Here is a 13,379-nt window from a genome sequence, read left to right on the forward strand (position 1 = left end):
CAATATTTTGAATAATTTCCAATCTATTGTTCAAGTATTGTAATGGAATTGTAGATAGATTAAAATTAAAATATGAAAACGGTAACAGAAAGGAGGTTCTGATGAAAACTGTATTGGCAATCGATCTTGGTGCTACGTCAGGGAGAGGAATCCTGTATTCAATTAAAGACGGGAAATTGATTTCAAAAGAAGTTCGCAGATTTCAAAATTCACTTCATAAAGTCAAGGGAAGATTATGTTGGGATGTTGAGAACTTAGAAAAAAACATAAAAAAATGTATCGAAGATTCTCAAGAACATTCAGAATTGGATTCTGTAGGAATTGATACGTGGGGAGTAGATTTTGTATTCTTGGATACAAATGGTGAACTCATTGCTCAGCCAGTAAGTTATCGTGATGGTAGAACAAAATCAATCTTAGATGAGATTGCGAGATACTCTTCCTTAAATGATTTGTATTTTAAAACTGGCAATCAGTTGATGGAAATCAACACCCTCTTTCAATTGATTGCTTGTAAATCACAGAATCCTGAAGAATATTTCAAAGCAAATAAGCTGTTAATGATTTCTGACTATTTGAATTATACATTGACTGGCGAGATTGCAATTGAAAGAAGCATAGCATCTACAATGCAAATGGTTAACCCCTTGACAAAAGATTGGAACCAAGAGATTTTAAAAACATTTGAAATTTCAGAATTACTTTTACCGAAATTAGTATCCGAAGGAAATATTCTAGGTAAAACAACTAAAGATGTTTCAAAAAATGAAGTAGTAGTAGTCAATGTCTGTCAACATGATACAGCAAGTGCGGTAGCAGCGATTCCACATGAAGAAGAAAATTTACTATATATTTCTTGTGGAACTTGGTCATTAATCGGAACAGAGTTGAAATCTCCTATACTTACAGATAGTGCGCTGAAGTATAATTTTACAAATGAAGCGGGCTATGATGGGACCACTAGATTTTTGAAAAATTGTACTGGACTTTGGATTCTTGAAGAACTAAAAAAATCATTCTTTAAATTAGGCAATGACTTTTCTTATGACGAAATTACTGAAATGGTGAGTAATACGAGAAGTTGTGTCCCAACATTTGATACGGATGCTTCGACATTTTCAAGTCCAGGGAACATGATTGAAAAGATTGTCGATTATTTTGCAGATGAAGATATAACAATATCAACAGATCCAGCGATTCTATTTAAAATAGTTTATCAAAGTTTGGCCGAAAAATATCAAGAAGTCATTCTACAATTGGAAAAAATAACTGGAAATGTCTATAAGAGAATTGACTTGATAGGCGGAGGTTCTAAGTCGAACTATTTCTCACAATTAGTAGCAGATGTGACAGGTAAGATAGTGGTGACTGGTCTATATGAAGCAACCTCAATCGGCAATGCTCTCGTTCAATTTAAGGCTCTTGGCTGTGTTAAAGATATGAAAGAAGCCAAGGAACTTGTAAAAGAGTCTATAACATTTAACTATTTCTACCCAAAAGAGGAGGAAGAAAATGACACTATATCCTAAAATTGGAATCCGTCCAACCATTGACGGTCGACAGGGCGGTGTAAGGGAATCCTTAGAAGAAAAAACCATGCAGATGGCCCTAGCTGCTAAGGATTTGATTGAGTCCAATTTGAGTTATGCAGATGGAACACCTGTTCAGTGTTTACTGGCCAGTCGAACCATTGGTGGTCAGGGCGATGCAGGTATTGTCTACGATGAGTTTGCTCGTGACAACGTAGTTGCTACCTTATCTGTCACACCAAGTTGGTGCTATGGGACAGAAACCATGGATATGGATCCGCACACGATTAAAGCTATTTGGGGCTTTAATGGGACAGAGCGGCCTGGTGCAGTTTATCTAGCCGCAGCCATGAGTGGCTATGCTCAAAAGGGTTACCCAGCATTCAAGATTTATGGCCATGATGTTCAGGACTTGGATGATAATAGCATTCCTGCTGATGTGGCTGAAAAAATCTTGCTATTTGCCAAGGGGGCGATCGCTGCTGGTCAGATGAAAGGCAAGTCCTATGTCAACATTGGAGCTTCTTCAATGGGGATTGCAGGTTCTCAGGTTACCACTTCCTTCTTTGAAGACTATCTGGGAATGTTAGTCGAATTTGTGGATATGACAGAAATCCTTCGCCGTATGGAGTTGGAAATCTACGATAAAGAAGAATATGAAAAAGCTCTTGCTTGGATCAAAGAATATTGTAAAGAGGGTGTTGACATCAATGCAGGCAAGGAATTTCCAGAAGTGATTACCAAGTCCAAGGTGATTCCAGCTGACAAGGATTGGGAATTTATTGCTAAGCAAACCTTGATTATTCGAGACATTCTCTTTGGAAATCCTCGATTGGCAGAGATTGGTTGGGAAGAGGAAGCTCGTGGTAGAAATGCTATTTCAGGTGGTTTCCAAGGTCAACGGCAATGGACTGACTGGTTGCCAAACGGAGATTTCGCTGAAGCAATCCTGGCTTCTACCTTTGACTGGAATGGACCACGACCTGTCACTGCCTTTGCAACAGAAAATGATACGTTGAATGCGACCGCCATGCTATTTGGAACCCTCCTAACCAACAAGGCTCCAATCTTCTCTGATGTTCGAACTTATTGGAGCCCAGAGGCGGTCAAACGCGTGACTGGTCAAGAACTAACAGGTCGGGCAAAAGATGGTATTCTTCACCTGATTAACTCAGGTGCTTCAGCCCTTGATGGAAGTGCCGCAGCACGAGATAAAGCTGGTCAGCCAACCATGAAAGAATTTTGGAATATGACGGAGGAGGATGTCAAAGCTTGTCTGGAAGCGACAGACTGGTGTCGAGCTAACTATGAATATTTCCGTGGTGGCGGTTATTCTTCTCACTTCAAAACTCAAGGAGAGTTGCCTGTGACCTTGATTCGTGTCAATCTAGTCAAGGGTGTTGGTCCAAGTTTACAGATTGCCGAAGGCTACACTTGTCCATTGGATGATGAAGTGCATCGTATCTTGGATGAGCGGACAGATAAAACATGGCCAACAACTTGGTTTGCTCCAAATCTTGGAGAACCTGGTTTTGAAACGGTCTATGATGTCATGAATCATTGGGGATCTAACCATGGAGCCTTTGTTCATGGCCACATTGGTGCAGAAGTTATCACTCTGGCTAGTATGTTGCGAATTCCTGTAGCCCTCCACAATATTCCAAGGGAACGAATTTTCCGTCCAAGCATTTTTGATGGTGTCGGCACTAAGGATTTGGAAGCGGCAGATTTCAAGATGTGTGAGGTTTTAGGACCGCTATATAGTAAATAGAAGGAGAACACTTTATGTTCATGGAAAAAGAAAGAAAGGAACTTATAAAGTACGGCAAAAAGTTAGTTACTGAAGGCTTAACCAAGGGTACTGGTGGGAATCTGAGCGTATTTAACCGTGAAAAAGGTCTAATGGCAATCACTCCATCTGGAATTGATTTCTTTGAAATCAAGGAAGAAGATATTGTCATCATGGACCTGGAAGGACAGGTAGTCGAAGGTGAAAAACTTCCTTCTAGCGAGTGGTATATGCACTTGATTCAGTATCAGCAACGAGAAGACCTTGATGCAGTCATTCATGCACATACCACTTACGGAACCGTTTTGGCGGTGCTAAGAGAACCCTTGCCAGCTAGCCACTATATGATTGCTGTAGCAGGAAAGGATGTCCGAGTAGCAGATTATGCCACATATGGTACTAAGGAATTGGCTGAAAATGCTGCTGAAGCGATGAAAGACAGACGTGCAGTCTTTCTTGCCAACCACGGTATCTTAGCGGGTGCTCAGGACTTACTAAATGCCTTCAATATCATTGAGGAGGTTGAATACTGTTCAAAAATTTATTGTGTTGCCAAAAGCATGGGAGAACCAGTCATCCTCCCAGATGAAGAAATGGAATTGATGGCTGAAAAATTTAAAACTTACGGACAAAGGAAATAATACGGAGGAACCTAAAATGAAAAAAAGTTTGTTGAAATGCGGTGCATTGTGTTTGTTTGCTTCGGTCATTCTTGCTGCTTGCGGGTCATCATCAGGAACTAGTTCAAGTACTGAAAAAGCTGCAAGTGGAGATGATACTGTTCTAGAGTTCTATCATGGCTATCACCATAGTGAAGAAGAATGGCCAGCAGCCAAAGTCATGCGTGACCTTTATGATGAATTTGCTAAAAAACATGCAACTGGGGATGTTGAGTTCAAACCAACTCCTGTGAACGGAAGTTTGACAGACATCATGAACAACAAGGTTGCAAGTGGTGAATTTCCAGATATGATTGACTTAGCTGGTAACGATGTTTCCTTGGCAGCGATTGAACAAAGTTTGGTTCTAGATTTGAAACCATACATCGATGAAAACGGTTTGAAAAAAAATGTTGGTCTAAACTATACACAAAATGATGTGAATGGAAAAATCTATACAGTCCATGACCAATTGTTGACCTTGGGTCTATGGTATAATGCAGATATTTTCTCCAAGGCTGGAGCTAAAACACCTGACCAATGGACCAAGTGGAGTGATTTTACGGAAGCTATGGCCTTGGTTCGAAAACAAGGTGTCTATGCCTTTGGTGCAGGGGAGCCGGCAATTCGTCTCTTTAACACAGTACTTGGCTCATCTGAAGCAGGTCGTAAACTGTTAGAAGGTCCTCTAACGTCTGAAGGAATTGATTCAAAAGAATTTGCTGAAGCCCTTAAATTAGTTATGACAGAAGTTCAAGCTAATGGTTCAGCTAATGCTGGCGGTGATGCCAATGTTTATTCTACTGATTTTACAGAAAATAAATCAGCAGTATTCTTTAACGGAGTTTGGGCAGCAGGTGGTTTGAAAGATAATGCAGCTTTGAAACCAGGTTTGTATGCTGGCAATGTTGCAATTAGTTCAGCTGGTGGTGGTATTACAATTTCAAGCAATCTCTCTGAAGAAGAAGAAAAACTTGCTTTGGAATTTGTAAAATATATGACTAGCGATGAAGTTCAAACAACCATTTTTGAAAAAGTTGGAGCTAACCCAGCCAGCCAAGCAATCGATACTGCAGAAATTGCAAGTGGCTCAGACGACGCTACTGTAAAACTCTTAGGTGAAGCAACGTCAATGGCAAACAATGCAGATGTAACGGTTCCGACTGTTGTATCAGTTTGGGGTGGTGATGTTCGTACTGCTATTATCAATGCATTGACTGAAAGTGCTGCTGACGGTGTGGATATTGATCAGAAAGTAAAAGAAACACAGGACATCTTGAAAGCCCTTATCGGCTAATATATCAGGGCTAGGGATGTATTCCTTAGCCCTGCTTTAGAAAGTGAGTATTTTATGGCAAAGAAAACCATGACCTTACAAAATAGGAAGGCACAGAAACAACGATTTATTTTTCTATTCTTACTTCCGACATTAGTTTGTTTCTTTCTCTTCTACTTTTATTCGGTGGTAACTATTTTTGCAACCTCCTTTACTAAGTGGGATTACACGAATTTAACCAGCCCAGAATTTTTAGGTTTTGGCAATCTCTTTGCCAATTATAAGTATATTTTTAGTGAGTATCCTTTCTTTTTGGAAGCACTGAAAAATTCAATTACATGGGCAATTATAGGTGTAGTCGTTCAAGTTCCATTAGCTTTATCGGTAGCGATTGTTTTATCAAAAAAATTGGCTGGTTGGAAACTATCTCGAAATCTTTACATCATACCTAGTATTATTTCAAGTGCGGCAATGGGTTTGATTTTTCTTCAAATCTACAATCCGAACTATGGAGTCGTTAACCAGGTTATCCGCTTCTTCAACCCTGAATTTTCGGATGCCATATTATTGACACCTGGTTGGAATATCATAGCGATGACTTGTGCCTATATTTTCTTTGCAGGGACATCAACCATTATGATTTTAGGTCAAATTTTTGCCATTCCACAAGAGATTCATGAAGCAGCTATTTTAGATAATATCACAGGTTGGAGAAGAGAGTGGTATATCACCATTCCAATGATAAAAGAAACATTGAAAACGGTATCGATCATGGCCGCAACCTCAGGTTTCCTACTGTATAACGAAGTATTCTTCCTAACAAATGGTGCAGCAGGAACTAAAAGTATTAGTTTTATCATTAGGGAGTTGGCAGTATCCAGTTCTCGTACACAATACGCCAGAGCGAATACCATAGGTGTTATTCAGATTCTTGGTGGGATGTTAATCATCTTGTGTATCAATCTGATTTTCAAAGAAGGTAAGCGTAGAAAGTGAGATAAAGCGTATGGACAATCGTTTAAATGGCCTTTCCAAAACGGGAAAATTGATTATTTACATCTATATGGCTATTACTTGTTTGATTTCAGTGTTTCCAATTTTATGGATTTTCCTGTCTTCCTTAAAAGCAGACCCCATGAAAAATCCAGGCATTAGTTTACCGACAGATTTAAGCTTTGACGGTTATATCAAGGTGTTTACAGAACTGCATGTATTGGATTATTTTTGGAACAGTTTTAAAGTGGTTTCAATTTCCGTTATTATCAGCATCATCATGATTTCCATGTCTTCTTATGTCATAGCTCGAATGGATTTCCGTGGTAAAAAGTTGATAACTGCCATGTTGTACTCAACTCTTTTTATCCCTGCTACAGCTATGACATTTCCAGTCTATCGCTTGGTAAATGTTTTGGGGATCTATAATACACCAGTAGCTCTGATTTTTGTCTACTCTTGTAGCGGTATTGCTATGAGTTTCTTTATCATAAAAAACTACTTTGCAATCATCCCTAAAGAATTGGAAGAAGCAGCTGAGATTGATGGAGCAAGCTATGCTCAGACGTTTTGGAAAGTTATGCTACCAATTGCTAGACCAGGCATTTTAACGGCAGCAATTTTAGCCTTTATTAACAACTGGAATGAGTATTACTGGGCTTCTATGCTGATTATCAATAGAGATGAGTTGACGGTTCCAGCCTTACTTGGACAGTTTACTACTAGCTTTAATACCAATTATAATGGTCTTTTCTCAGCTATCGTAGTGATTATCTTACCACCAATTTTACTCTTTGCATTTGCAAGTAAATACTTTATTGAAGCTTTAGGAGGGGGAGCAGTTAAAGGATGACAAGAAATAGTTTACATGAAATAAATAAACGGACCGAATGGTTCCGAAGAGACCGATTTGGTATGTTCATTCACTGGGGACTCTATTCTATCCCTGGAAAAGGGGAATGGATTCGTAGCCACCAGCAATTATCCATTGAGGACTATCAACCATTTTTTGAGGCGTTTAATCCTGTAAAATACAATCCGAGAGAGTGGGCAAAAGCGGCAAAGGCGGCAGGTATGAAATACATGGTCTTGACTGCCAAGCACCATGATGGATTTTGCTTGTTTGACTCAGCCTATACTGACTACAAGGCTACAAACACACCAATTGGAAAGGACTTGGTGGCTGAGTTTGTTGAAGCGGTACGAGAAGAAGGATTAAAAGTAGGTCTATACTTCAGTCTGATTGACTGGTATCATCCAGATTATCCGAAATATGGCGATATGATTCATCCCATGCGTGAGAATGAAGCCTTCAAAGGTGAGAAGATTGACTTTGATAACTATTTGACTTTCTTACACAATCAAGTAGAAGAAATTGTAACCAAGTATGGCAAACTGGATATTCTATGGTTTGACTACTCTTATGGAGAAATGTTCGGTGAGAAGTGGCGTGCAACAGATTTGATTAAGCTTGTACGTAAGCATCAACCAGATGTAGTTGTTGACAATCGTTTAGAAACATCAGGAGAAGGATTTGGCAGCATTGTAACGGACAGTATCAATCTTTATTCTGGAGACTTTGTCAGTCCAGAGCAGATTGTTCCGCATGAGGGAATTCGAAATATACATGGAGAGCCAATTCCTTGGGAGCTTTGCTTAACTATGAATAATAACTGGGCCTACAATCCTACGGATCATCTCTACAAATCGTCCAGGACACTTATTCGTAAGTTGGTTGAGTGTGTAAGTAAAAATGGGAATATGATTCTGAATGTCGGTCCAGATGCACTAGGAATTATCAACCAAGAGAGTCTGGAAATTCTAAATGATTTTGGAAAATGGCTTGATAAGAATGGTGAATCTATCTATGGTTGTGGCGTTAGTTCATTACCTAAGCCAGAATGGGGCTACTATACTCAAAAAGGGAATACGGTTTATGCCCATGTCTTCGAACAGCCAATTGGTCCACTTGCCTTGATTGGTATCGATGAAAGCAAAGTTAAAAGGATGAGTTTCCTTCATGATGGTAGTGAAGTGAAGATTTCTAAGAGCTGGACAACTAATGCTTACGAAGGGATTTGTTTTGCCCAGTACGGCGATATTCCTCACTTTACTTATCCTTTGCCAGACAGCGTAGATAGTGTGATTAAGATTGAATTAGTAGGTGATGATAGTGAAGATTGAAAATAAACAGATAGCACGCTATTTTAAATTAGAAGATGGGAAGTTTTATACTTCCCATATCTTGAATAAAAAGCTTGATGAACCCATTGGAAATGAAAAAAATACGGAATTCGTTGTTTCTTTTTGTGATGGAAGCCAGCTCAGCTCTGAGGATTTTACAGCTCATGTGGTCGAACAAACCAATGAAAGTCTTTTGGTGAGTTTCTATCATTCAGAAATCCAGTTAACTATTTTTTATTCAAAACGTGAAGATGTACTTGCTAAAGAGGTTACTATTCTGTCGTCTTCTAAAACAATTAACTACATTGATGTGGAGCAGTTTGGTTTTGCAAACTTAGAGCAGGTATATATTCCGAAACAGCAAGAAGATATTAAGGAAATGGCTGGATTTTCTGGCTATTATGTAGAGTTGGGACAACCAATTTATGCCAAGTCCTTCTTCTTTGGTATGGAGTTTCCAATGGGGGAAAATAGACTGGTAGATCAAACCTATTTTTCTCGCTACTATGTCGGTCACGAAATTAAAGAGCCTAAAAAAATCTGGCCAGTTGTTATTGGTGCGGCTTCTGGATTTGAGAAAGCAAGCATTCAACAGGATTTCTTTACTTACATTAGTGGAATTGCTCAGCCAAGTTACTTCAGAAAACAATATAATTCTTGGTATGACCATATGACTGCCATTGATGAAGGGATTATTGTAAAGAGTTTTGAAGAGATTTCACATGGCTTTGAAGACAATGGTGTGAAGTTGGATGCCTATGTCGTTGATGATGGCTGGTGTGATTACCAAAGTGTTTGGGAGTTTAATGAAAAGTTCCCTAATGGATTAACAAAGGTAAAAGCTCTCGTAAATAATTTAGGTGCAAGTCTTGGTCTTTGGATTGGACCACGTGGAGGCTATAACGGTACAGAAGTTATCATGAGTGACTGGTTGGAGGCACATCCAGAATTCGGTAGCAAGAATGCCTTGTCAAATGATGTCAATATTGGTGACTTCAATTATTTGGAAGGCATGAAGCAAAAAATGTTGGATTACCAGAAAAAATATGATATCAGCTATTGGAAAATCGATGGTTGGTTGCTGAAGCCAGACAAACCAGACCCTAGTGGCGAGTTTGCCATGCACACTATGACTCCTGTCTATGAATTCTTGATTGACCTATTAAAAGATTTAAGGGCAGAGCGAGGAGATAGAGATTGCTGGTTGAACTTGACTTCCTATGTCAATCCAAGCCCATGGTTCTTACAATGGGTCAACAGCCTTTGGATACAGGTTTCCCAAGATGTAGGCTTCACAGAGAATGCTGGCAATGACATCCAACGGATGATTACCTACCGTGATTGCCAATATGAAGAATTCTTAACCAAACGGGATATTCAATTGCCTCTCTGGAGTCTCTATAACCATGAGCCTGTCTATGCGAGTACGGCTCATACCTGGTACATGGACCATCAAATGTATGCCAGTGTAGAAGAGTTTGAAGATTATCTCCTGTTTATTTCCACTCGTGGAAATGCTTTTTGGGAATTCCACTATTCCTATACAATGTTTGATCAGGAACGTTGGAAGGCCAATGCTCGCGCTGTCAAGTGGATAGAGAATAATTACTCAACTCTAAAATACAGTCAAATGATTGGTGGCAAACCGTCAGCGTTTGAAATTTATGGTTACAGATGTATTGATGAAGAAGCAGGGAAAGAAATTCTTTCGCTTCGGAACCCAGCTAGTCATTCAGCGACTATTCAGTTAGATAATATCAATCTTTCCGACTATCAATTGGTTAGAGGAGATTATACAGCTCTGACAGAAACAGAGTATGAACTGGCTCCATATACAATTCTGATTGCAGAGAAACTAGGAGGGTAATATGGCAGTTAAATATGCTTTAGGTGTAGATATTGGTGGTACAAAAGTTGCTGTGGGACTGGTAGATGGTACAGGTCATGTGGCTTATAGTTTAAAAGTGCCAAGCAATAAAGAATCATCAGAAACCTTATTTCAATGTGTGTGTACAGCTATTCGAGAACTACTAAACAGTCAGCAACTGAATATTGAGGATGTTGCAGGGATTGGAGTTGGCTTGCCGGGAAAAGTTGATGTTGAAAATGGAGTTGCAGTTTTTCAACATCAACATTCCATGGGCGAATTTTCCTATTGTGAAGCGACTTCAAAAAGAATTTGGAAATATTCCAATTAAAATTGACAATGATGTGAAAGTAGCGGCCTATGCAGAGTATCGAATGCTTTCATTAGAAGCAGATGATATGTTTGGCTATATCACTATCTCTACAGGTATCGCTGCTACCAATATCATAAATAACACAATTCTAAGAGGCTCTGGCTTTGCGGGCGAAATCGGTTTTATGCCAGTTCGGAGTTTCGGAAGAACAAGTGGTCTAGAAATCTCCTGCTCAGGACCAGCCATTGAGCGCCAAGGGAAGCAAATGTATGGTGAAGATTTGTCAACCAAGGCAGTGTTTGATAATTGGCGTAAAGGAGATATTACAGCATCGGCTATTATCGCTAATGCGAGAGATGGCATGGTCCAAGCGATTCATAATATGATTTGTTTACTGGATCCTAAAATAATCGTTTTGGGTGGTAGTGTTGCACAAAATAACCCAGATTTTATTGAAGATATAAAGACCGTTTTGGGATTATCTTTACATCATGAACAGAAACATATTTTGAATAATATTATCATCTCAAAAATAGATAATGGAAATAACGGAATAATTGGTTCTGCATTCCTAGTCCAATAATAGAGAAGAAATATGATGAAAATAGATAGTTCATAGTACTTTCAATTTTATAGTTTGGTTTGTTTTCCAATATCAGAAAAAATGGACTAGGAAATGTTGGGAAGCAAAAGTTCTCTTTTATCAAGAATAAGAGGTAAAACAAGTGAAAAATAACAAGAGAAAATTTACACTTTTAACGATTGCAACATTGGCTTCAGCATTCTTGTTTCAAAATCATGTGTTTGCATCTGAGGTTTCATTGTCTGATTTAAATTGGACTACCGCAACTCACGGTGATGCTACTTCATCCAAAACTGTTCAAAAGAATAAACCATTTACTGCAGGGAATGAAAACCGTGAGAATAAAATTTCATTAAAAATGGAAGATGGCTCAATTAGAGAATTTGAGAAAGGAATCGGAACTGTTGCGGCAAATCCTTCTACAATTAGCTATGACATTTCTAACCTAGGAGCAACGAAATTTAAATCCTGTTCAAATGGCTCATTCCTTATCTCCGAAACCAACTATAATGGCAATCCAAACTATACCTTCCGTAAATTATCTGGAGTGGATAGTAGCTTGAGTTTTACCTATACGACGAAATTAAAAAGGATATGCTAACAATAGCTTGATTTGTTAGCATATTGTTTTATTTATCGTTGATTATTTTAAAACAATGTGCTAACATTGTTATAAAGTGTTAGCATATTGTTTTGGAGGTGGTGATATGGATTTGTTAGAGAAACCCGTTTATAATTATATTAAAAATAATCATGGAGTAATAACTTTTCGTGATATGGAAGAGCTCAACTTTTCTTATCAACAACTGAATCAATTAGTCTCAAAAGGGAAAGTGGAATCAATTGAAAGAGGTATCTATCATCTGCCAGATATCTATATCGATGACTATTTTAGTTTACAGTACCGTTTTCCAAAAGGAATTTACTCCTTAGAAACAGCACTTTGGTTACATGGTCTGTCCCTTACCATTCCATTTGAGCCTGTGATGACTTTTCCTTTCGGGACAAATACGAGGCCAATGAAAGAAGCTGGTGTCAAGCCAATCGTCGCTAGAAAGTATCATGAAATCGGTATTATTAAACTGGAGCGACAGGCTGGACAGTTTATCTCAGTATATGATATGGAACGAACATTAGTGGAGTGTTTGAGAACAGCTTACCATGTCGATATTCAAGTTATTGCCCCAGCTTTTCAAGCTTACTTCAAAAAAGGAGCTGTGGATTATGCTAAGTTGTATCATTATGCACAACTATTTAAAGTGACCGAAAAACTACAATCATATGTGGAGGTCTTGTCGTGAAATTTTCAAATGCTAATAGTTTCAAAGCAAAAGTCAAGAATATTGCAAGAGAAAAAGGGATACCTGCTCAACAAGTTCAGCAAAATTTTCTGATTGAACAAGTTTTAAAACTCATCTCAGAGAGCAGGTATAAAGATTCTTTCATTGTGAAAGGTGGATTTCTTATCGGACAGATGATTGGCTTAGATAAACGGACAACAATGGATTTAGATGTTACCCTGAAAGGTAAATATTGTGAAAAGTAGAATTACGGAATACAAATAGGGCTACCTGATTCTAGGTAGTCTTTATTTTTGTATGTTTTTGATTAAGTGTAGATGGATGAAATTGGATTACAGGAACTTAGTATCTCTTTTTGTCTTGATTGTGATACGTGTGTATATATTTGAGTAATCGAAATAGAACTGTGTCCAAGTATCTGCTGGATGTACCGAATATCGACATCATTATCTAATAACATAGTAGCAAAGCTGTGGCGAAACATATGAGGTGTAATAGTTGTAGTGAGTCTGGTTTGTGTTTTGGCTGTTTTTAGAAGCAAACGAACACTTTGTTCTGTCAGTGGTTTTTGTAAGGATTTTCCGGGAAATAAATAATCGTCTGTATGATTGCAATAACAAGTGATATAAGCTTTTAACAACTGAAAAGTTCGTTCATCGCCAATAAAAATCATACGCTCTTTTTTACCTTTTCCTAGAATTTGGAGTGTTTGTTCCGTTAGATTGATATCTTTGATTCGAATATGACACAGTTCAGAAATCCGAATGCCGGTAGAAAGCAATAAGGAGACAATTAACAAATTTCTTTCAGCTTTCTGTTTTTGATAAATAGTTTTGGCTGAGATAATCTTCTTTTGTAGATAGGTATATAGGATTTTTAAACTAT

General features: G+C 38.4%; 12 protein-coding genes and 2 pseudogenes. 13 read left to right on the top strand and 1 reads right to left on the bottom strand.

The features are described from left to right. Positions 1-101 precede the first annotated feature (101 nt). From P7J49_RS09950 to P7J49_RS10010, 13 genes and pseudogenes are all read left to right on the top strand, one after another. Positions 102-1,529 carry a rhamnulokinase family protein gene (locus P7J49_RS09950; protein ID WP_408570587.1) on the top strand — a complete coding sequence of 476 codons (1,428 nt, stop codon included), beginning with the start codon at positions 102-104 and terminating at the stop codon, positions 1,527-1,529. Continuing rightward, the gene (locus P7J49_RS09955) at positions 1,513-3,300 is read left to right on the top strand and encodes an L-fucose isomerase (RefSeq protein ID WP_408570588.1); all 1,788 of its coding nucleotides are present in this window, start codon (positions 1,513-1,515) and stop codon (positions 3,298-3,300) included. The genes P7J49_RS09950 and P7J49_RS09955 overlap by 17 nt, the downstream gene beginning before the upstream one ends. A 14-nt stretch (positions 3,301-3,314) precedes the next feature. Next, on the top strand, positions 3,315-3,959 hold the full coding sequence (locus P7J49_RS09960) for an L-fuculose-phosphate aldolase (RefSeq protein ID WP_032497854.1): 645 nt from the start codon (positions 3,315-3,317) through the stop codon (positions 3,957-3,959). 16 nt (positions 3,960-3,975) lie between these two features. Next, positions 3,976-5,274, top strand: coding sequence for an ABC transporter substrate-binding protein (locus P7J49_RS09965; protein WP_408570589.1), 1,299 nt, complete (start codon positions 3,976-3,978; stop codon positions 5,272-5,274). Between the two features lie 54 nt (positions 5,275-5,328). Continuing rightward, positions 5,329-6,249 (top strand): carbohydrate ABC transporter permease, encoded by a 921-nt coding sequence (locus P7J49_RS09970; RefSeq protein WP_408570590.1) that lies wholly within the window; start codon positions 5,329-5,331, stop codon positions 6,247-6,249. 10 nt (positions 6,250-6,259) lie between these two features. Next, positions 6,260-7,099 carry a carbohydrate ABC transporter permease gene (locus P7J49_RS09975; protein WP_408570591.1) on the top strand — a complete coding sequence of 280 codons (840 nt, stop codon included), beginning with the start codon at positions 6,260-6,262 and terminating at the stop codon, positions 7,097-7,099. Further along, the gene (locus P7J49_RS09980; RefSeq protein ID WP_408570592.1) at positions 7,096-8,430 is read left to right on the top strand and encodes an alpha-L-fucosidase; all 1,335 of its coding nucleotides are present in this window, start codon (positions 7,096-7,098) and stop codon (positions 8,428-8,430) included. Before P7J49_RS09975 ends, P7J49_RS09980 begins: the two co-directional genes overlap by 4 nt. Continuing rightward, complete coding sequence (locus tag P7J49_RS09985; protein ID WP_408570593.1) at positions 8,420-10,297, top strand: alpha-N-acetylgalactosaminidase; 1,878 nt, start codon at positions 8,420-8,422, stop codon at positions 10,295-10,297. Before P7J49_RS09980 ends, P7J49_RS09985 begins: the two co-directional genes overlap by 11 nt. Position 10,298: 1 nt before the next feature. After that, positions 10,299-10,628 (top strand): ROK family protein, encoded by a 330-nt coding sequence (locus P7J49_RS09990; protein ID WP_408570594.1) that lies wholly within the window; start codon positions 10,299-10,301, stop codon positions 10,626-10,628. Further along, the gene (locus P7J49_RS09995; RefSeq protein WP_408570595.1) at positions 10,588-11,193 is read left to right on the top strand and encodes an ROK family protein; all 606 of its coding nucleotides are present in this window, start codon (positions 10,588-10,590) and stop codon (positions 11,191-11,193) included. Before P7J49_RS09990 ends, P7J49_RS09995 begins: the two co-directional genes overlap by 41 nt. 217 nt (positions 11,194-11,410) lie before the next feature. Next, a pseudogene (locus P7J49_RS10000) lies at positions 11,411-11,650 on the top strand (NPCBM/NEW2 domain-containing protein); the annotation flags it as partial. Positions 11,651-11,900: 250 nt separating this feature from the next. Next, positions 11,901-12,494: a type IV toxin-antitoxin system AbiEi family antitoxin domain-containing protein gene (locus P7J49_RS10005; protein ID WP_408570596.1), complete on the top strand. Its 594-nt coding sequence runs from the start codon at positions 11,901-11,903 to the stop codon at positions 12,492-12,494. Then, positions 12,491-12,724: pseudogene (locus tag P7J49_RS10010) on the top strand (nucleotidyl transferase AbiEii/AbiGii toxin family protein); the annotation flags it as partial. The gene P7J49_RS10005 and the pseudogene P7J49_RS10010, both read left to right, overlap by 4 nt. A gap of 77 nt (positions 12,725-12,801) precedes the next feature. Here the strand turns inward: P7J49_RS10010 and P7J49_RS10015 are convergent. Beyond that, positions 12,802-13,379, bottom strand: a 578-nt coding sequence (locus P7J49_RS10015) for a tyrosine-type recombinase/integrase (RefSeq protein WP_408570597.1), incomplete at its 5' end; no start/stop codon positions are given.

Source organism: Streptococcus suis (genome assembly GCF_046032515.1).
In the GTDB taxonomy this organism is placed as follows: domain Bacteria; phylum Bacillota; class Bacilli; order Lactobacillales; family Streptococcaceae; genus Streptococcus; species Streptococcus suis_AL.